Source organism: Prevotella sp. lc2012 (assembly GCF_900107065.1).
In the GTDB taxonomy this organism is placed as follows: Bacteria; Bacteroidota; Bacteroidia; order Bacteroidales; family Bacteroidaceae; genus Prevotella.
This window is the reverse complement of sequence record NZ_FNUF01000002.1, coordinates 139609-161676: the sequence shown is the minus strand read 5'-3', so window position 1 is coordinate 161676 and position 22068 is coordinate 139609. Positions and strand designations below refer to the sequence as shown.

The following is a 22068-nucleotide window of genomic DNA, read 5'->3' as shown; positions in this document are numbered from 1 at the left end:
ACGTCTATTTTCAAGTCGTTATATTCTTACGTTTGTTATACTTATCTCTTCCTCTGGCTTTCTGTCTCTTCACGCTTGGCCTTGTAGTAACGGTCGACGAAGTCGATCTGTTCGCGGTTGGGGCGCATGATGAGTGAGGCTCCGTTGGAGAACTGCATCGTGGTGGGCTTGCTGTCGTCGAACGACGGCCAGTAGGGCAGACCCTTGCCATTCGGGTTGCCCGTCTTGGCGAAGTTCACCCAGTACTGTTGGATGATCTCTGCCACGGCCGACTCTGCAGGGTACTTGTCGGGCTGATTGAGGAACTCACCGTTGAGGTAGAGGATATCATCGGCATGAGCCACACCGCGACGGCGCGGGTCTGGCGAGAAACTGCGTGTGGAGGGCTGGGCTAGGAAGGCGGCATAGGCCGGACTCTTGCCGGTCTTGGCCTGCAGACTGACCCATGCGTAGGAAGGCCAGGCAAAGCCCATGTCGCGGAAGGCGTCGCCGAAGCCATGGAACGCCTCGTCGACCGTGCTGCCCGGATAGGTCTTCAGGGCCTCGTCGGCATAGGAGCCGAAGATGCCACGGATCTGCTTCTCGTAGTCCTCGGGCTTGATGGAGTGGGAGAACAGGGCGCCTTCGTCGCTGTTGGTCATCACGATGACGGGCACGTCGTTATACTCGCCACGCTCGTAGAGGCGGTACTGGTCGTCGCAGATCACATAGCCGTCGACACAGGGCCAGAAGCCACCGAAGCCGACATCCTTGCCACAGAGTGCCTGACTGTCCATCTTACGTAGCTCTTTCAACGACTTCTTTTTCAGGTGCTTCTGGAAGGCGAGACCTTGGGCCTCGGCACCTTTCTGTGAGGCATCCAGACCCAGTGAGCGCGGCTGGTCGCTCCAAGGGGCGAACGAACCACCGCTCTGACTGATGCAGCGATGGAAGAGGCCCTTAGCCAACGGTGAGGCGCAGAGGATGCTACAGCTGATGGCACCTGCCGACTCTCCGAAGATGGTGACATTGGAGGGGTCGCCGCCGAAGTTGGCGATGTTACGCTGCACCCACTGCAGGGCGAAGATCTGATCGAGCAGACCGTAGTTGCCGGAATGGCCTTCGCCGTTCTCCTTGGTCAGCTCGGGATGGGCCATGAAGCCGAGGGCACCAGTGCGATACTCCACGCTGACGATGACCACACCGCGCAGGGCGAGGTATTTCCACAGATCGCCGCCATAGTGCTCGGTCTGGAAGCCGCCGCCATGGATCCACACCATCACTGGCAGACGGTCGTCAGCCGAGGTGGCAGGGGTAGCGATACCGAGGTAGAGACAGTCTTCACTCATCATGTCGGGGGTCAGGCCCTGACGAACGGGCTGGGGCGGCCAGGGGCCGAACGTGTCGCATACCCTCACTCCCTGCCAAGGCTTGGCGGGCTGTGGTGCCTTCCAACGGAGGTTGCCCACAGGAGGGGCGGCATAGGGAATGGCCTTGTAGACAGCCAGGGTGGTACCGTCGGCAACACCTTCCACGTCGCCGGTCTCTACGTGTGTCTTAAGTAACGGCTGACTCTGTGCAGCAGTCATGCCCAGTAGTCCGAAGACCAGGATGAATAAATACTTTCTCATGTTGTTGGCTTTAATTGTTGGTGGTTATTGTTTCGAATATACGAAGTTGTCGACGTCGACATAGCCGCCGGCTTTCTTCGTGGCATAGCAGAAGATGGCGAACTTAGAGCCCATGAAGAACCGGCGCCAGTCGAACGCCATCTTATAGTCGTTGCCGATCTTCGTCCACTGCTTGCCGTCAAGACTGTAGTAGAAGGTGGCGAGGTCGCGGCCGGGACCGAACCCGCCGCTCGTCTTCGAATCACCGGCACGGAAGTCGCCGTCGATGCGCAGCCAGATCTTTGTCTGCTTCAGTGGCACCTGTGCGATGATCTTCTCCGTGTGGTTCTCTACGGCTTTCTCGCGGTCGGTGAGGCTGACGGTCTGCTCGCTCATCTCCAGCGTCAGCTTCTTACCCTGGCGCTTTACCGTCAGTATGCCGGAGTCGCTGTTGAAGGCGGCCAGACCGGCGCAGTCGCCGTCCTTCAGGTGCGAGAGGTCGAGCAGCACAGCACCGCTGCATGTCGGACCTTCCATGCGCTGGGTCAGGGTGTTGGGCGCCAGATAGAGGTTGGGCACGACACGGTTGGTCTTCAGGCGCAGGAAGCCAGGACGCTCCGTGAGCGACCAGGCTTGGTTGATGGGGTTGTGGTTCCACTGCCAGTGGAGACCGAGTTTCGCATCACCGAACTCGTCGCTTTTCACGATGGCAGTCTCGGGTTGTCCGCTCTTCAGCGGGCGCATCGTCTCGGGCACCTTCCCGTTCTCGTCGCCGATCTGCGGCCAACCGTCGATCCAACGACAGGGGGAAAGTGTGAGTACACGTCCCACACCGCCACGGTCCTGGAAGATGATGCCATACCAGTCGCCGTCCTGTGTGTCGACGATGGTGCCTTGTCCCACGTAGGGGAATCCGCCGAAGTCTGACTCCAGGATCACGTTCTTCTCATACGGACCGTGGATGTCGTCGGCACGGTAGCACACTTCCCGACGATGTCGTCCGGGGGCATAGGCCTGCGAGATCATCAGCAGGTAGTATCTGCCGTTATGCTTGATCATACGTGAGCCCTCCAACAGTCCTGTCTCGTCGGCCTCGCGCTCGAAGATCTGCTGGTGAGTACCCTCGATGACATCTGAGAGGTCTGGTTTCAGCTCCATCATCTCGCCAGTGCCATAGACCACATACATACGGTCGTCGTCGTCGAAGAACAACGAGCAGTCGTGGAAATGGCGCATCCTTGATACGATGGTCCACGGCCCTTCGGCCTTCTCGGCTGAGAAGATATAGGTGTCACCCATAGCGCCCTCCTCGTTGGGCGCCAACAGCGCATAGAACTTACCCTTGTGGTATTTCAGGGAGGTGGCCCACTGACCGCGCCCGTAGGCCGTTCCTTCCTGCAGGTCGTATTTCGGTGAGTCGGTCAGACGGTCGAAGATATAACCGACAGTTTCCCAGTTCTTCAGATCCTTCGAGGCCATCACCGGCGCTCCTGGCATCAGGTGCATGGTGGTGGACACAAGGTAGAAGGTGTCGCCCACACGGATCACGTCGGGGTCGGGCACGTCGGCCCACAGCATCGGGTTCTGGATCTTCTCATTACAGGTACTCTGTGCCGTCATGTTCATGGCGGCCCAAAGGATCAGAATCATAGTCAGGAGTCTTTTCATTTCTTTGTTCGTTTTAGGATTCGCATGCAAAGATACAACAAGTAGGTGAAAAAACTCACAGATTGAAAGAGAAATAAGAAAAAAGATGTTATCTTTGCAGAGACAAACCATTATCATCATGTATCGGATAGAATACCTCTTTGACAAAGAGCGGCGTAAGATGTGGTACAGGGCTTTCCGTATGTGGCAACGTAGGCCTCACGAGGTGAAGCCGCTCTCTGAGAATCAGCATGCTTGTGCCTCCTGTGGCACGCTCTATCAGGGAAACTACTGCCCTCGTTGCGGACAGTCGGCTGTCGTCGGCCGTTTCTCATTTAAGAAGGCCTTGTTGCTTTTCTTGGATGTGTGGGGCATCGGAAACCGGGGTATGTTCCGGAGTATCCGTGACCTGATGTTCCGTCCGGGATATATGATTCATGACTACCTCGGAGGAATGCAGTCGGCTTATTTCCCCCCATTTAAGATGTTTTTCCTACTGACAGCTCTCTCATTACTCATCGAGCATGGCGTCGACTTCGGAGTGGAGGAGAAAGAGGCGGATGCCAAACAGAACCTGGTTGAGACCATCAAAGAAAAGAAAGGCCTGTCGGATGCGAAAGCTGATTCTATCGCTTCATTGCTTCAGGAGAAAATCGCTGAAAAGGAAAGTGATGACAGCGGGGTCTACAAGAATGGGAAGAAGGTGGACAACCAGTATGTCAACGACGGACTGAGTTTCATGAAGTTTATGAATGGATTAAGAAAGAAGAATCCGGCCATCTTCTCGCTATTCACGCTTCTGTTAGTCTCTGTACCGCTTTATTTCCTCTTCTTCCGACGGAGTCCGGCCGTACAGGATTTGCGCTATTCCGAGTTCTTTGTGGCATTGGTGTATGTGTCAAATGTGTATACCCTATATGCCATCATCGGGAAATTGATATGGCCAGTCAGTATTATCGCATACTGGATGGTCTTTGTGGCTCTCAAGCAGTTCTCGGGATTCACGAAACGTAGGGTGCTTGCTTATTTCGCACTGACCTTCGTCGCGGTCTTGCTCGCACTGATTTTTGTGGGTGTGGTCTTTAGTCTCTGTGCCGGTTTATTAAGTAACTTAAAGACGGCAGCGTGATGACGCCGCCGTCTTTATATACCATATAGGGTGTCTGTCGTTATTCGGGACGGATGGGGGCACCCATCTCTGATGCCTCTGCATCCTGAGCATCGAGCTTGAAGAGCATGAACTGCGGGTTCTCAGCCGTACAGGGCGTCCATGAGAGTCCCTCGCTACCTTCGGCACCATTCGGGTTGGCGTATTTCACGAAGTTTGTCCAGGCAGTCAGCATCTTCTCAGACAGATCCCAGTCGCCTTGTGTCCAAGGGCGCCAGCAGTGCTGCAGCGACTTGAAGACATACCACAGGTCGCTGGAGTGGAAAGCACCTTTCAGACGACTGGTAATCTCGGGATGATGGCCGTCGTCGGGTAACGGACGGGCAAACTCATAGGCCCATGCCTTACCACCCTGACTCTCACGTACCTTACAGAACTCAGCGATGCCGGGTGCCATCGAGCCCATGTCGTTAAGGGTGTATCCAATCATATAGGGTACATCGGCAATTGTTCCGCCACGGGTTGCCTCGTCGAAGTTCTTCAGTGATACGTATCCGTCGATGATGGGACGCTCCATGATCATGACGTCACTTTTGTTGACCATATTATAAAGTGTTCCGACTGTGTAGAGCAATTCTGTTGAAGCGGCGCGCAGCTTGGTCAGGTTGGTGAGTCCGGCCCAGTCCATCACTTTCTTGGTCTCGGCCTCGGCCTCTTTGAGCGTCGGGTTGTAGGTGAAGAACTTCACCATCGGGGTAGCCGGCATGGCTTCCTCACCCTCTTTCGCTGGCACGTTGATACCACCGCCACTCATGATGACTGCCTTGTTGAAGAGACCACGGGCCAGGGGAGACTCACAGAGTGTCTTCACACTACCGGCACCTGCACTCTGTCCGAAGATCGTGACATTATCGGGATCGCCACCAAACTGCGCAATATTCTGCTTAATCCATTTCAACGACTGGATCTGATCGAGGATGCCATAGTTGCCAGAGACCTGATGGGGACTCTCTGCCGACAGCTCTGGATAGGGCATAAAACCGAAAATGCCGAGACGGTAGTTGATCGTGACGAGCACCACATCCTTTGAGGCCCACTCCTGACCGTCGAACTCAGGCTCCGAGCCCCAACCCTCGCGGTAACCACCACCGTGAATCCAAAGAGCTACCGGCAGTTTCTTCTCGACCTGACCGGGTGCCTTCGTCCATACATTCAGATAGAGGCAGTCCTCACTGTAAGGTGCTTCATCGCCATAACCCCATTCAGAGGTGTAGTAACCAGGATAGTGGACGGACTGATAACCGGGATGACCGAATTTATCGCAAATTCGGATGCTGTCCCACGCTTCCACTGGCTGTGGCTCTTTCCAGCGCAGGTCGCCGATAGGGGGAGCGGCATAGGGGATACCGCGATAGACATACACGCCAGTATTCTCGGCTAGCACACCCTGTATCCTGCCACCATCAACGGTAAGGACGGGTGTCTCGACTTCGGGCATCGTACAGCCCAACAATGCCAACAATGGCAAAAGAAGCAAAGATTTTTTCATAAATTGTTATTTGGGTTTAGGTCCTTAATTATTGGATTTCCTGTTGCAAAAATACGAAAAACCTTAAAACGCTTCCCCTTTCATTGTATCACATAGTTTGGAAAATGTATCATTTCCAGATAGATAGCTGATAATGAGCGATTTGGTGAATAAAATGACAGAGACCGAAAATAAGTCGGTCTCTGTCGTTATAGATTAACAACAAAATGATGAGAGACAGTTATTCTATACCTTCTTCCCTGTCCATCTGTTTGGCCATATCCGTTGCTGTGGGCTTATAAATGCACTTGATCTTTGGAGCTGCGTTGGATCTCGTAGACTCCTTGATCTTGAAGTCCATGACATATTTCTGGGTTCTGCCAGCATGATTATAGGGATAGCGACCCCAGACGGGATTGTTGGGCGAGACACCAGTACTCTCAAGCGTGGTGGCACCGTCGGTGAAAGCCATCGAGTTGTCGCCAGGACCAGGCATCGTTATGAGGTTCTTGACCCTATTGCCCTTGTAGCGGACTGTCAGCTGCCAGTTGAGATCGGTACCGATGCTCTTGTCGCAGTTCTTATACATCTCAATGTATACCTGATATACACCAGGCTCGATAGCTTCCTCGGGGATAACGATATTCTCATTGTTCAAACCATCGATACGGCAGTCTGCATTTGAGTCGTGGTCCAGACCGTAGGTGATGGTAGAGCCGTCGGCGGCCTCTACCGTCCATTCACGTGCATTGTAGTAGATGTGCTTGCCACTGGGGGTCAACAGATGGAGGTCCAGATCCTTCTTCCTGTCGAATGTCAGGTTGATGGTTAACTCTCCTTCTTCACTCTCCACGAAGGTAACCGTCTTACGGAAACCCTGTGTGATATCTCCGGCGGTGGTACGAGCCTTGATGACCATGACGAGATTACTGTTCATTCCTTGTCCGTAGACAATCGGGATCATGTAGTAGTGACTGGCGTCACGTGTCCTTGTGGTCATGTTAGCAGGTATCTCCATATAACCGTTCTGACCATCTACGCCAACGTAGAAACGATCGTATTCCTGGTTGGAGTTCACGGAGATGAAGTTAAAGCCGCCAGTCAGTGCATAGTCGTTCATCTCTACACCACTGATGGTCGCTTCGGTTGTGGATTCTGGCATGCCCTCACTATGGAAAGTACCATTTTCGATAGAGAAGAATTTCTCTGCGTACTTCGACTCGGAGCCAGAAGAATCGTCGTCCTTTTCACATGATAAGAACAAACATGTCAGTGATGCTACCAGCATCAGACAGGGTAAATACAATTTTTTCATAATGCTTAATATTTTATTGTTAGTACTGTTATAGGATTCGCCGATGAGTCACAACGATTATTCTATAACGCAAATATAAGGAAGAAAAGCAACGGGGGTACTAACAAAAAAAGAAAATCGACTGATAATTTCTGAAATTGTCAGTCGATTTTTTCCATCCATTCTTTCGGCGTCATATCCGTCAAGGCTTTAAAGGTGCGGAAGAAAGATGTCTCATTACTGAAGCCTGCTTCCATATACACCGTTGAGATTTTCCTTTCCGGATGATGTCGCATGATCTCCTGGACATAGTTGATGCGATAACGATTGATGAAATTGGAGAACGTACATCCTTCGCATGAGTTGATACAGTCGGAGATATAGCGACTGTTCGTGCCCAGCATGGTTGCGATGTCAGAAACTTTCAGGTCACTTTTCCGATAGAGTTCCTGGCTCTCAACCAACTTACGGATATTCTGTATCAGCGTGGCTCTGGAATAAGGCTTGTCATCAGTATCATCCGTGAACTCTTGCTCTAATAATGCCCGATGATGCTTCCTTCTATGTAGAATCAGATAGATAATCAGGAAAGCTGCAATCAGGATGGTCGAGATGAGTAGTGTCAAAAGCCACTGCCAGTTGTTCCCCGCCTTGATCGTCGTTGGACTTTGAGCGATGCGTAGTAGATAGGCGGCAGCAGAGGGGGTGAAATTACTGTGGTCGAGCAGACCGCCAGCCATCAGTAAGTTACCTTCATGGTCAAAGACTGGTACGTTGTCTGGACAGAAAGACAGCGTGTCGGTGTAGTAGAGTGTCAATGGCGCAGGCTTACTTTCGGTGGCATGAGCATAATCGATACAAAGAAGGTAGAAGCGATGGGCTTTTTCTTGGTTGGAATGGTCATCATGGCTGCTTCCCATGATATAGCCTCGTCCGGCTTTCTGATCGACAAAGACAGGTGTGTAATACTCGATATTCTCCCATTGGCTTCGCATCGGTATAGGACAGACGGTGGGCAAGAGTGAGAAGTTCCCGTTCTCCGCTTTTGCGATGGCCACTTGTCCGGTACTGTCCTGAACCGGTATCAGATAGGCATAGAGATTCTTCGTCTCGTCACCGATAAAGCTCTCAGCAGGGCGATGGTGACTGACAGGCAACAGACGCCATGACTCAAACAGTGGAAGGTGTATGGTGTCACCTTCCAGACGGTCGGCCACGGCGCAGGAAATCGTGTCACCTCTAATGCCAGACATGCCGAAGATGATGACGTCGCTTTTGGAGGTGCGGAGGATATAAGGATGGGAGCGTTCAACAGTCGCGTCTTTGATATAGGTGAATTTCTTCTGACCATTGAACACCTCGATACCGTCCTTGTGGTACCAGTTGCCTGCGATGACCACTTGTCCATTATCCATCTCCAAACCAGCGGCAAGCGTCCGTTTCAGGTCCATGCTACTAAAGCCGTCGAAGGTGTGGGTGACGGGATCGTAAAGTTCTGCCAGATGAGTCTGGCCGATGCCGATAGGCTGATCACAGCCTCCAGCCAGCAGCACCTTTCCCGATTTCAATACAACGGAGAAACCGACATCATGGTTGTAGACCATCTGCAACTGATTCCATTTGCCATTGCGATAGTATTCTGCTGTGGGGGTGGGCACGAAGCCATTGGTATGACCGCCAGCCACGACGAGCTCACCGTTGACATAGAATAACTCATGTCCTGCACGGGGGATGTTCAGGTCAGGAAGTCGTTCAATCTCAATCTGGATCATCGGACATTTCTCTCTCGACTGATTGGGCGATGAGGCCTTCTGTGCCATGAGTGACGGCGCAGAAATGAGACTTAAGAGAAGTAGGCCGAGTATTCTTTTCATAAACGCACTAACGGGCTAGTAGACTGATTGTTGTTGCAAATATACGAAATAAATCAGAAATATGGAACGTTTTTCTTCGTTTTTTGAAGAAAAAGATGATGTAAGAGTAAAAAAAGAGATGACACTTCCGAGTGTCATCTCTTTGAACTGTTATTTTGCTGCCCTTACAGCATTGAGGAAGTTGACCATCTTCTGGAGGTTCTCTTCGGCATACATGCCCATGCCATGACCGCCCTCAGGAACGAATGTAGCCTCGGTTTTCACACCAGCGGCCTTCAGAGTCTCGAACAACTTCTTTCCCTGACAGCAGGGAACGACATTGTCTTTTTCGCCATGGAAGATGATGAGGGGAGGATCGTTCTTGTCGACATACGTGGTGGCACTCAGACTCAGGTATTTGTCTGGTTCCTTGTCGAGTTTGGCATTCAGCAGCACATCCTCGGGGCTGTTCTCGCCCATCTGCATATGCTCGCCGCAGTCCATGGCTGTCAGGTCAATAGGGCCAGACCAGTCGCAGGCGGCGTTGACAGCACTACTCTCACTGGTATAATTGCCGATCTGACCCTCCAGATCGATGTCGACCGTACCGACGGTCTCTTGCTTTGTTCCGCTGGTGGTGGCTGCGACAGATGACAGATGGCCGCCGGAAGAGAAACCGGAGGTGGCGATGAACGAGGTGTCGAACTTATATGTCTGTGCCTCTCCCCGTACAAAACGGATGACAGCCTTGATGTCATGGATCTGTGCTGGCCATTTGGCATCCATGCTGGAGCGATGGTTGGGACATACCACAGCATACCCAGCCTCTAACAGTGCCTTGACGATGGTGCCGAGATCGGCCATGCCTTTGCTGTTGTTGCTGAACCATGCACTGCCGTAGATATGGATAACGACGGGATAAGATGCCTGTTCCTTCTTAGGCAGATAGATGTCGCAGGTATGGTAGGCCTGATCGTCGCCGGCGTAGTTCACGTCTTTCCACTCCTGTGATGTCTCCAGTTTTACCTGTGGTACTTGGAAGCCTCCGAAGCCTCCTTGGGGCTGTGCCATGGCTACGGATGTCAGGCACAGCATCATTGTTGAGAATAGTATCTTTTTCATTTCTGTTTGAGTAATAGTGATTCTAATGCCTGACGGCGCTCGGCCCATGTCTTGTAATCATCGGCCCGGAGTGTCTGTATCTGAGGAGCATTGTCGCCGGCTTGTTTCATAAAGTCCAGCGAACTGGTGGTCAGAATGCATGGTTTGATCTTTTTGTCGGCGATCAGCTTATCGGCAACGGCATCGGCACCACCAATCTTGAACCAGCTCTCCATGGTGTCGTCTTTGCCAGGAACCAGTTGGATGAGTTTCGGCATACTCTCCCTCATATCCGTGCCGGGAACGTACCATGCCTCGTTCAGATCCAGATTGTAGCTGACCATGCCATGCTGGATGGCACCCATCCCGGCAAAGTGATAAGGTGAAGCGGGATGGTCGGCAATGCTGGGCTTGAAACCCTTAGATGGTGCCAGATACATATCGTTCGGGTCGGCTGTCTGCATACCGTCGACCAAGAAATAATAGGTGAAGGGCTGCATGATCTGATCCGTCAGTTCTACGCTCCATACTCCGTCGTCGTCTTTCTGCATAGGCAGAGGCTCGCTCAACAGTTCTGTGACGAGTGACACCTGTTTAGCGTCGGCAGCCTTGAAACGGAAGGCGATGCTGTTGTCCTTGTATTCGGGTGAGACGATAGGCTTGGGGAATAGTCGTGCCATCACACCTGCGGTGAACTGCTGTTCCTGACCAGTAGCTGCTGGCGCAGGTTTCCCGTTCTTCATGGCTTCCTCAGCGACATCTGGCTTGAAGAGCAGACGCAGGGTCTTGTCGAGGAAATATTTGGCATTCATCCAGGTATGTCCGAACTTGTCGGTTGTAAACTCCTTCACAGAACGGATACCCTTCTTATCAAGAAACTCCATGTAATCGCGTGCGTTACCGAAGAGGAAATCATCGGTGCCTACGCCGAGCCAGAAGAGATGAAGCTTGCTGTTTGTGTCGGCAGCATTATCGTATACTCCAGGAATGTCTGTCGAGGTGAACGAACTGTAGCTACACAGATATGAGAACTTGTCGAGATGATGCAGACCGTTTGACAGACCTTGGTTACCACCACGTGAGAAACCACCGATGGCGCGGTGGTCGCGATCGTTGATGGTGCGGAAGTGCTGTTCGACATACGGCATCAGGTCGTTGATCAGGTCAAGACTGAAGACGTCGCGTCCAAACTGCATCTGCGGCATGCCGCCCATACCGGGTTTGGTGGGTAACAGCTTATAGGGGTTACCGTAGGGCATGACGATGATCATCTCCTCTGCCGCTCCTTCGGCCAACAGGTTGTCGAGGATGTAATTGGCGCGTCCTACTTTATAGTATACCTCCTCGGTGTCGGTGGTTCCACTGATCAGGTAGAAGACGGGATACTTCTTGTCGCGGTTTCTTTGGTAGCCAGGTGGCAGGTAAACCACGGCTTGATTGGTAGCGCCGAGACTCGTGGAGAAGTAATGGATATACATTACAGATCCATGGGGAACCGGTCTGATGTCGTGTGCCAAAGAACCTTCCCGGCTGGGAATCTCCAACAGACTGTTCTTGAACCCTTCGTTGGGGAAATACAGATCGCACTGGGGATCCATGATGCTCACTCCGTCGACAACGAAACAATAGGGATACATGTCTGGCGCAGCAGGCCCTAGGGTCACTGTCCACAGGCCGGTCTGCTCATCGCGTACCATAGGGACGCGTCCGGCAAACTGCACATCTACCAGAACCTCCTTGGCTTGGTCGTTCTTGTACTGGAATGTCACCGTACCGTCATCATGACAGATGGTTCCGGCATTGACTTGCATACAGCAAGCCAAAAAGCACATGAGAATAAGAATAGTTTTTGTTTTCATAAGATAATAGTTATGTTAATGAATAGTGTATCCTGCACGGATAAATACAGGGATATATGCTTTACTGACGGGTGTCGTGACATATTGCCCGCCGTCGTAGTGCTTGCCAGAGTGATAGTCGTTCCACCCATCTGGGTTCTGGGGTAGATAGGTCTGCCATGTCGTTACCCCAGGTTCCGTGACAGGACTTATCAGAAGTGCTTTGCCGAACATATATTCATATTTCTGTTTCAGAGCCTCTGGATCATTGGCAAAGTCGAATACCAGCGGGCGCATCAGCGTACTACCCTCTTCGGCGACGGCCTTGGCCTGGCGCTTGATATAAGGCAGCAGCCTGTATCGTTCCTTTAGGCATTCTGCGATGATCGTCTGCGCTTCCTCGCCGTAGTTCCAGGGCTCGGTGTTGCTCATATATCCATGGACTCTCATCAATGGTAGATAGACCGACGTTTCAATCCAACGTAGCATACGCTCTATATAAGCACTGTCAGTATATTGGTTCTGAGGACGGAAGAAACCGCCAGCATCATAGGTCCACCAAGGGATGCCTGCTGCCTGCATCCCCAGTCCTGCTGTGATCTGTCGACGGAAGGTCTCCCAATCGTTACCCACATCACCGCTCCACATGGCAGAACCATATCGTTGGATACCAGCAAAGCCGCAACGTGTTAGGATCATGGGAGCCTTGCCTGCTTGCAGCAGACCTTCGTAAACGGTCTTGTTGACTAACAGCGGATATACATTGCGCACCTGCTCGCCCGTCCATTGACCATGATTCACCTTCCTGCCCAGCAGATCGTCGTTTTCTGGTTCGGTAGCATCCTGCCACCAAGCATCTATGCCCAGAGGTAGCAGCCTCTCCTTGAAATGCTTCCAGTAGGCTGCTGCAGCATCAGGGTTAAAGAAGTCTATCCAGTCGGTTCCGGGGATATAGTGACCAGCGGCCTCCATCTGCTTTCCTACTTCTGAGTTCTTGTCGATCTTCGACCATACGCTTAACATCAGCTTGATTCCCATCTTGTGCAGGCTGTCGGTCAGGGCTTTGGGGTCGGGGTAGTTATCTTCGTCGAACTGCATGGAGTTCCAACCATGCTTGCCCCAGTACTGCCAGTCCTGAACGATCACGCTTACCGGCAGCTGCTCGCTGCGGAAGTGGTTGGCCGTCTGAAGGATCTCTTCTGACGAATGGAAACGTTCGCGACAATGGATATAGCCTAAAGCCCAATCCGGCATTTGCGGACATTCGCCTGTCAGTTCACGATAGGTGGCGATGATCTCGTCGGGTGTACCAATAAAGATTGTGTAGTCAACGGCTTCGGCTGCAGGCGAGCGGAACGTCGTTTCGTCTTTCACCTTTTGATAGTAAAGCACAGGTTGATCGTCCTTGGTTAACTCTGCTGATAGTTGATGACGCCCTTTGGCCAGATATACGATTCGCGACGCTGTCGGTGGCAGCCAGAGGTTCTGCATCTCTATCACCGGTTGTCCGTCAATGCAGAGGTTGTGACGGCGGGCCATCTTCTGACCAACATCCAACAGCAGGCTATAGTCGCCATCTTCTAAGATGTCAACTGTAGCGTCGAAGATATGACGCTCGCGTACTTCGCGCTTTCCACCTTCGGTCGATGTCACATTCACGACCTCACGTTCGCCGATTCCTGTGCGTTTTAGGAGTTTCACGCTCTTCTCGCAGGGGTTAAACTCGGTCAGACCGTAGTTGTTCCATAATACACCGTAACCCTTGCTTGACAATAGCATGGGGATGCTGATTTGTGTGTTGACCTGTGTGAGGCGTCGTGACAGTCCCCTGACGTTGCTATAGCCGTCCTGAAACTGCCCCAGTCCGTATAGGTACTCATCTTTCGGTGAGGAGAAGGTCAGCGTGGCCTCGCCAGCCTGAAGTTGATGGGTGATGGCATTGAAAACGACGTTCCCTGTCTGATCCTTTATCGTCAGTCTGTTCCCTTCCACTTCAGCCGAGACATCTGCCGTCTTCAACTCATCGTGCTTGACATATAACCAATCGGGTAAGGAGGAGATGGCCTGAGAGGTAGCATATCTCACACGTACGGCATTCTTAGCTACATAGCTTACTATCAGTTTTTCCTGTGCCGTGGTTGGTGCAGTTATCACGCATAGCCATATAACCGAAAGAAACACTCTTCTATTCATACCTTTTTATTTAAACTGCCACCAGTCTAGGCGGACATCACCGCTGACTTTATCAAAACAGATGTAGAGGTCGTGCACACCAGCTGCATTTTTAACGATGCCACTGAATGAGCGATAGGTCTCTATTCTACCGGTCTTGCCGATGATAACCGAACCGATCGCAGGTCCTTTGTTGCTATCTAGTCGCAGGGTCACAGTAACACCGCCTGTTGATGCCGCAGTCATCATGAAACGCTTGGCGCCCTTGGCAAAGTCTACACCGCGAAGTTTGATATACTCACCATCGTTGATGTCGTAGATATACAGATTCCTTTTTCCTGTGGATGATGGCATATCAGCCACAACACCCGTATTCTCTATTCCTATCTTGGCACTCTTCAGTCCGTAGCCCCAGGCCATCGTCTCGGCTTCTACACGCTGATAGGGATTGAGCCAACATAGTTGTTTCATCGGCTTCTGATCCAACCAATAGGGTACTTCCAGAATCGTACCGTCGGCATTGTAGGTGATCTCCGTAGCTGAGACGCTGCGGCGCTCGTGATGCACGAAGGTGTCCAGGTGCATCAGATCATAGTTTTGTCCGAACACGTACGAATGCCCCTTATAGTCGATGATGCCGGGATGATTGCCGCGGTTACGTTCTGTTGGGCGCATGATATAACCTTTCCACTCCCAGGGACCTGTCGGTGAGTCGCTCATGGCATAACCCAGAGCCTCGGGGCAGCAGGTGGATGCAAATCCAAGATAATAATGCCCATTGCGCTTATAGAACCATGGCCCCTCCTGATAGTTGGGAATATGCGACAATTTGGACACTTCGCTGGTCAGGGAGGTCATGTCGTTACCGAGTTTTGCCCAAAATGTATAGGGATTCCCCCAATACATGTACGCCTGGCCGTCGTCGTCGGTATAGACCGAAGGATCGATGTCGTACCAGTTGCTCTGATCCCATACCAGAGGCTTACCCAGTGGATCCTTGAACGGTCCGTAGGGAGAGTCGGCCTCCAGCACACCGATGCCATGTCCGTGCAGTGGGGCATAGAGGTAGTATTTCCCGTTACGCTCAACGGTCTGGATGGCCCAAGCACCGTTCTCGCGTGACCGCCAAGGGAAATCTTTTAGTGAGGCTACGGCTCCGTGCTCGGTCCAGTTTACCATATCGGTGGTCGACCACAGCAACCAATCATACATGAAGAATCCTGCGGATCCTTCCTCGTTCTCATCAGGAATATCCTCGGGTGAGGCATCGTGTGAGGTATAGAGGAAGAGGGTGTCGCCTACGACAAGCGGTGATGGGTCGGCGGTGTATTTCGTTTGGAAGAGCGGCATATTCACTTCGTCGAGTTGAAGGGTCTCGATGATGGCAACGAAACCACCTCTTGGCAGACAGGTGATATCATCGGGCAGACGGTCTATGGTTTCCACATTCCACAGACTCTCCGTCTTCGGCTCATCCAGGTAAAGTGTCGTGCGATGAATTCCTTTCCCGATGAAGTCTAGGTCAAGGGCGAAGGTCTTCTCCTGTTCCGTACCATTGATGCCTGCTACATACCAAATATTGCCGCTTCTGCGGGCAAGCACGACAGACTCACCAGGGTAGCCGCTGACGAAACGGGTGTCGTCCCATACGACTGGGAGCTGACTCAAGAATTCCTGCACCTCTTTTGGTTGTGCCAGATAGCTCTCGGGTCTGTCGGCAAGATGTTGTAGGCCAGACTCATAGAGAATTGTCAATGCCAACTCATGTCCGTTTGTGGTGATATGCGGATGCTGGGAGTCACTGAACGTGCATGGGGTATAGTCCATCGGACCGATGACATTGCGGGTGAAGGGGAGTGTGGCATTATGAGAAGCGGCCTTGTCGGTGAAGGTCGGTACATTGTTATACCATTCCGCACCATAGACCCCTTCGGTGCTAAGCAGGTTCGGATAAGTGCGTTGCCAACCTCTGGGGATAGTGGCACCGTGGAAGTTCACAAGGAGGTGATGCTTGGCAGCGCACTCCAGTAAGTCCTGACAGTAATCCATGTTCATCTGGTTGTCACCGGAGAAGAAATCAATCTTTACGCCTGCCACGCCGATGCGTTCGCACCAGGCGAATGCTTCCTCTCGATCTTCTGGCTTGTTCAGTCGGAATTTCGGTCCGGGAGCACCATCGATCCAGCCCACAGATGAATTGTACCAGATCATCGGCCTGATTCCCTGTGACTTGGCATATTCGACAGCATCTTCGATGGTCTTACCATCCTTCATCTCGTCCCATTCGGCATCGATAAGCACGTAAGGCAGATGCAGGGTGACGGCCATGTCCACGTATTTCTTGATGATATTGTAGTCGTTGCTTCCATGGTTATAGGCCCAATAGATCCACGATACCACACCGGGATGAATCCAGTTCGTATCATCAATCCGGCATGGCTCGCTGACATCCGTGATCAGTGTGGACTGTACGATGTCGGACAGTTGACCGATGATGGCCACACGCCAAGGTGTGTGCCAGCTGCCATTTACCTTCACCTCGTTCTCATCGGGAACTACACGGTAGTCGCCGTCAGCACCATAGAGGCAAGAAGCACTTTGTTTTCGTTCGATGTTCGCCTCACTGATCAGGACAAAGAGACCATCTTGGGGCTCCAACAAGGCGGGGTAGCCCCATCGATTGTTATATCCGTCTGGAGTGACGGATGGACGATTGAAGCTCGGTATTGGTTTTGCCTTGGCTGTTGTGGAGAGGGGAAAGAAACCTTCGTAGGCCTCAGTCCACTGTTGTATCCAACGACGTGTCCCCTCGGGTATATGATAGATAGTCTGCTCTTCCCATGGTTTTTGGTCTTGCAGGTTGTCGTATTCATAACGGAATGCGATGCCGTCGTTGTACAGTCTGACAACCAAGCGTCCATGCTTGTCGCGCAAAGGGACCTGGTACTCGTTGGCTTCGTTGGTGCAGTGGAGACGTTTGCCAGCTATCATGCGGTAGTCGTCTTTGACCTGTCTGACAAATGATAGTGCGGACTCCGTTGTAGAATACTGAAAAGCCGTTGGTGTCAACTCCAGAGCCTGTTGCTGTTTATAACAAACAATCAGTCGGTCGTCATGAACCTTTACCGATATATGCCCATTCGGCGATAGCACATTCTGTGCCATCGCCGAAAGAGACAGTATGCTCGTCAGAACGAGCATGATTTTTATAATCTTCATCGTCAGGTGTTCTGATTCTTATTTGAAGAGCAGGGGAGCCATCTCACGAAGGCTACGACGCCAGGTCAGGAACTCATGGGCGGTGCCTTCCGACACAAATCCTACAGCATTGTAACCTGCGGCTTTGAGTGCCTCAACCGACTTGTTGATGCCGTCGGGGAACTCCTTTGAACCACAGCTCTCGAAGATCAGACGTACCTGTTTCGTGTCATTGATCTCCTCGGGAGCATACTGACCACCGCTGAGCAGACCCCAGTAGCCGAATACCTCCGGACGGCGCAGTGTGATGAGTTTCGTCTCAACACCACCCATTGACAGACCGGCCATGGCACGATTCCATTTATCAGCTTTGGTGAGGTAGTTTTTGTCAATGAAAGGTACGAGCTCATCGACAAGCAGGGTCTCAAACTCTTTGGCATCGAACTTGCCGATGGTACCAAACTTGATGTCATTGGTCAGACCATAGGCCATCACGATGATGAAGGGCTTAATCTTGCCTTCTGCGATCAGGTTGTCCATGATCAGACCGGCACAACCCTGTACGGGCCAACTGGTCTCGTTCTCACCCCATCCGTGCTGCAGGTAGAGAACAGGATAGCGTTCCTGCTTGCCCTTCACGAGCTTGCCGTATCCATTGGGCAGATATACGGTTGCCTCCTGCATCTTGCCAAGACTCTTTGAATAGAAAAGGATCTTCTGGATGTTCCCGTGAGGAATATCGGTACGACAGGCGTAGAAATCTTGGTCGGGTGCGGGAATCTCGATACCACTCTCCCAACGGCAAGAGCCAAAGTAGTTGCCGGTACCGGGATCGTTTACTACGCCACCATCAATCGTCAGGTGATAGTAGTGGAAACCAGGATCCATCGGTCCCTCTGTAGTACCAGTCCATACACCGTCTTTGTCCTTGCGGAGCACTGTACCGCCACGGCCACCAAGACCGAGACTGACGATGACAGACTTGGCATCGGGCGCCTCTATGCGGAAACGAGCATAACCCTCGCTGTTAACCTGTGGGTACTCCTGTCCGGGTTGGTTCCACTTGTTGGGAACGAAGTCCTCTTTTGGTACAAAGTTGTCGCTGGCTGTATCGAAATCTCTGATCACTCTATAGGAAGCCTTTGGCTTGTAGTTCTCATCGAAAGGCAGCGGGTGGTTGTTCAGACCGAGCCAAGAGTCCTTATCGCCAAGATTCCAGAATGTTACATTGTCGATGACATCCTTGTGCTTTCTGAAAACACGGAAGATACGGTTGTACTGGTCTTCTTGAAGGGTGGCGATGTAGGGCGCCTGTGGCTTAGCCGCACCACGGGCAAATATTAACTGTCCACCGCTCTCTGTGTTGGTACGCAGGTCGAGCTCTGTGATGTGGATGTGCTTTACCAACTCACTGAAACGGGTGATGGTCTTGTCGAGTTCTTTTTCGTCGGGAGTATAGATGTTATAGTGGCCTTGCATACCGATACCGTCGATGGGTACGCCAGCATCCAACATCTTCTTTACCATGTTATATATGCGCTCACGCTTGCCGGGATCCACGCAACTGTAGTCGTTGTAGAACAGCAGCACGTCGGGGTCAGCCTCGCGGGCGAATTCGAAGGCTTTTGCAATGAACTCGTCGCCGCAGAGCTTGAATAGCTGACTCTGGCGATAAGGGCTAGCTTTGGGCCAGAACATCTGAGGACCGTCGTCGGCCATGGCTTCGTTGACAACGTCCCATGCATAGATGATGTCCTTATAGCGATTTACCACTGTGTGGATATGCTTGCGCAGGCGCTCGTAGAATACCTCTTTCTTGACGGGCTTGCCCTTCTTGTCCTTGAACATCCAGTCGGCAAACTGAGAATGCCAGCAGAGGTTATGTCCACGCAGTTTGATACCGTTCTGACGGCAGAAATTGGCAATGCTGTCGGCAGCACCGAAGTTCCAAACACCTTCCTTGGGCTGCATCATTCCCACTTTCATGTCATTTTCTGCAGTGATGCTGTTGAAGTTCTTCTTGATGAGTGCAATCTGGTCAGAATCCTGAATGTTTCTCTTGTTCACTGCGACACCAATGGTGAAATAGTCTTTGTAGGCATCTTTCAGTCCAATTCCCGCATTTGGATCAACTGGCTGCGGCCATTGTGCGAATGTGGACATGCTACCTGCTACAAGCAGGGTCAGTCCGAGTAATAGTCTTTTCATTTGAAGAATTTGTTTTATGTTATAATATCTTTATTCAGCCGCAAAGGTACGACAATTCCTCTAGAAATATTATTTCGAGCGTATCATATACTTTACTATTTGTATCATAGCGGACGCAATCGTAACATCCGAGAATTGTAAGATGCTACGCAATAAGATGATCCTTGTGCTCAAAAAGAATCAAAAAAAGTAAATAATAACCGAAAAACATATAGAACAGACATGGATTTTGTATCTTCGTAGTCAAAAACAACCGAAAAACAGCACCCTTTTCACACGAGGAAGAGATAAAAAAAAGGCGAAATCTAACCAGATAGGTAGATTTCGCCTGTGTTGTTATATCTCTAGTTTACTTCTTGAACAAATGTGGGATGAACTGGTTGAGACCACGGCGCCAGGTAAGCCATTCGTGGGCTGTACCCGTCGATTCGTAGTAGTGGGCGTTCACACCCAGATCGTTGAGGCTCTTGACAAGTTTCTCTGTACCAAACATCTTGTCCATGCCCTCCGTACCACTCATCATGAAGAAGTAGTGGATCTGCTTGTTCAGCTCGTCAGCCTTGGTGAATACTCCATCGTAGGCGGTCTTCACATCGAGGTTGAAGATGGCACCACTGAAGGTTCCCAGATAAGAGAACTTGTCGAGATTGTTAAGCACGATATCGAAGGTCTGGTGACCACCCCAGGATAAACCTGCCATGGCACGGTTATCACGGTCGCTCTTCGTGCGGAAATTGTTGTCGATGTAGGGGATGAGATCGTTCAAAAGAACTGGATAGAAGGAGTTTCCATAAGTCTCCATGGTCTGTCCTTGTCCGAACGGAGCTTTGATGTCGCCACTCTCCATAACCACGATCATCGGTACGGCCTCGCCCTTGGCGATGGCGTTGTCCATGATGTGTTGCATGTGACCCTGCTTGCTCCAGCCAGTCTCGTCCTCACCCATGCCGTGCTGCAGATAAAGCACAGGGTAGCGCTTCTTGACATTTTTCTTCAGGTCGTATTCGGCAGGGGTGTAGACCATGGCGTGACGCCATACCTGTTGTTCATTGCTGAAATAGTAGATGCTGCGAACCTGTCCAGCGGGTACACCCTGCTGTGGGCGGTAGTAGTCGCCTTCGCTGCCCTCGGGCACCTCGATACCACCTGCTTCGCGGTTGCAGCCGAAGAACGTCTCAGTGGCTGGGTCGATGAAGTTCACACCGCCAATGTTCATGAAGTAGTAGTGGAAACCCTCTACCAGCGGATCGGTGATGGCGGTCCAACCACCCTCGCCGTCGCTCTGCATGTTGTATTTCTTGTCACAGATGTCGAGTACTACGTTCTTGGCTTCAGGAGCCTTCAGGTAGAAGTAGCCGCGGCGTTCCTTGTCGAGTTTGGGGAATTGATTGCCTGGAACGGTGGTCTCCGCGATGAAAGCATCGGCGGGCACCTCCATCTTCTTGATGCTTGACTCCATCTTAGGACGTATTGGCTCGTATCCCAAGAAACGGGCGACGGCCTCGCCATAACGGCAACCCAGCTCACGATAGCCTGCTGCATCGAAATGCAGTTTGTCGGGACCGTTGGTGCAGTCGTCTGAGGAAATCACCTGTGAGGTATGCAGGGTCTTTGGTAGATCGTCAATCTGTTTTTTGCACCCGATGCATACGCCCTCGCCGTTGGCCTGTACGATATTTCCGGCATAAAGGGGCACATCTTCTGGCTTCAACTGTAAGTCGCCACACAGGTTGTCGTATACCTGCTTCACCATGCCTGCCCACTTCGGGTCACCCGTGTTCGTCTCACCCTGATGCATCAGAATGCCTTTGATAACACCGTCCTTCTGGGCCTTCTTGGCTAATGTGACCAAACGCTCGTAGGGGTTGTTGTCGTAGGCGGCAAGCATGCCCTTCATCCATTGTGGAGCCTTCTTGATGTAGCTCTGGATGCTGTCGGGGAGGAATCCCTTGATGTCAATACCGCCGATGGCCACATGGATGACACCAATTTTTATATTCTCAGGCAGTGAAGTTACAAGGGTACGGCCAAACCAGTCGACAGGTGTCAGTCCGGTATTAGGACGACAGAGGGGGGCAGAAGCCTCACACCATTCGCCCATCTTACGACCTTTCTCAGGAAAGTCGACTGCAGGCATCAGCAGGAATCGCGGACCAGGACTAGCAAGGTCCTGAGCCTCTGGGCGTGCAGCTCCCTCCATGTTTGATTGCCCGAAACAAAGGAAAATGTAGAAATTAGGGTCTACGGCTGCTGTCATCCTTGAAAACGGCAACGCTAAAAGTGCTATTGTTAGCACGGTTCTCATTGATTTTTTCATCTCGTTATTGGTTTATTGAAGTCTTCCTTGTCTGAAGGAAAAGTGGGTGCAAAGTTACATAGTTTTTTTGAGGTGCCCTTTTCTGTATGTTACAACTTCTTTTTGTTGTGTTTCATTTCGCAAAAAGGGAGCAAAAGGTGAACAGGTTCTCTCTATCGGCGGGGAAATGTGGGCCATAAACATAATTATATATAACATTTCCTTGGTGGTTTTTG

Annotated in this window: 12 protein-coding genes and 1 pseudogene; 1 reads left to right on the top strand and 12 read right to left on the bottom strand. The window is 51.6% G+C overall.

All coding sequences use genetic code 11. From position 1 onward, the window contains the following. Positions 1-41: 41 nt before the first annotated feature. On the bottom strand, positions 42-1610 hold the full coding sequence (locus BLU99_RS04810; protein ID WP_091900060.1) for a carboxylesterase/lipase family protein: 1569 nt from the start codon (positions 1608-1610) through the stop codon (positions 42-44). A 24-nt stretch (positions 1611-1634) separates the two neighbouring features. Further along, complete coding sequence (locus BLU99_RS04805) at positions 1635-3257, bottom strand: glycoside hydrolase family 43 protein (RefSeq protein WP_091900059.1); 1623 nt, start codon at positions 3255-3257, stop codon at positions 1635-1637. Positions 3258-3342: 85 nt separating this feature from the next. Between BLU99_RS04805 and BLU99_RS04800 the strand changes: the two genes are divergently transcribed. Further along, positions 3343-4365: a DUF3667 domain-containing protein gene (locus BLU99_RS04800; protein ID WP_091900058.1), complete on the top strand. Its 1023-nt coding sequence runs from the start codon at positions 3343-3345 to the stop codon at positions 4363-4365. Positions 4366-4405: 40 nt separating this feature from the next. Here BLU99_RS04800 and BLU99_RS04795 read toward each other — a convergent pair whose 3' ends face one another. From BLU99_RS04795 to BLU99_RS04750, 10 genes and pseudogenes are all read right to left on the bottom strand, one after another. Next, positions 4406-5893 (bottom strand): carboxylesterase/lipase family protein, encoded by a 1488-nt coding sequence (locus tag BLU99_RS04795; protein WP_091900057.1) that lies wholly within the window; start codon positions 5891-5893, stop codon positions 4406-4408. A 220-nt stretch (positions 5894-6113) separates the two neighbouring features. Then, positions 6114-7187 (bottom strand): hypothetical protein, encoded by a 1074-nt coding sequence (locus BLU99_RS04790; protein ID WP_143065784.1) that lies wholly within the window; start codon positions 7185-7187, stop codon positions 6114-6116. A gap of 140 nt (positions 7188-7327) precedes the next feature. Then, positions 7328-8986 carry a helix-turn-helix domain-containing protein gene (locus tag BLU99_RS04785; RefSeq protein WP_218128537.1) on the bottom strand — a complete coding sequence of 553 codons (1659 nt, stop codon included), beginning with the start codon at positions 8984-8986 and terminating at the stop codon, positions 7328-7330. A gap of 204 nt (positions 8987-9190) precedes the next feature. After that, positions 9191-10141, bottom strand: coding sequence for an alpha/beta hydrolase (locus BLU99_RS04780; RefSeq protein WP_255397448.1), 951 nt, complete (start codon positions 10139-10141; stop codon positions 9191-9193). Continuing rightward, positions 10138-11931, bottom strand: a complete 1794-nt coding sequence (locus BLU99_RS04775; RefSeq protein ID WP_176771045.1) for an alpha/beta hydrolase-fold protein — start codon at positions 11929-11931, stop codon at positions 10138-10140. Before BLU99_RS04775 ends, BLU99_RS04780 begins: the two co-directional genes overlap by 4 nt. Positions 11932-11994: 63 nt before the next feature. Continuing rightward, positions 11995-14151 carry a glycoside hydrolase family 31 protein gene (locus tag BLU99_RS04770; protein WP_091900053.1) on the bottom strand — a complete coding sequence of 719 codons (2157 nt, stop codon included), beginning with the start codon at positions 14149-14151 and terminating at the stop codon, positions 11995-11997. Between the two features lie 6 nt (positions 14152-14157). Next, positions 14158-15810, bottom strand: a complete 1653-nt coding sequence (locus BLU99_RS04765; protein ID WP_369807708.1) for a family 43 glycosylhydrolase — start codon at positions 15808-15810, stop codon at positions 14158-14160. After that, positions 15796-17295, bottom strand: a pseudogene (locus BLU99_RS04760) (glycoside hydrolase family 97 catalytic domain-containing protein); the annotation flags it as partial. The pseudogene BLU99_RS04760 and the gene BLU99_RS04765, both read right to left, overlap by 15 nt. 72 nt (positions 17296-17367) lie before the next feature. After that, positions 17368-19536 (bottom strand): bifunctional endo-1,4-beta-xylanase/feruloyl esterase, encoded by a 2169-nt coding sequence (gene xyn10D/fae1, locus BLU99_RS04755; protein ID WP_091900052.1) that lies wholly within the window; start codon positions 19534-19536, stop codon positions 17368-17370. A 349-nt stretch (positions 19537-19885) separates the two neighbouring features. After that, positions 19886-21793, bottom strand: a complete 1908-nt coding sequence (locus tag BLU99_RS04750) for a bifunctional carbohydrate acetyl esterase/feruloyl esterase (protein WP_255397447.1) — start codon at positions 21791-21793, stop codon at positions 19886-19888. Between the last annotated feature and the right edge of the window lie 275 nt (positions 21794-22068).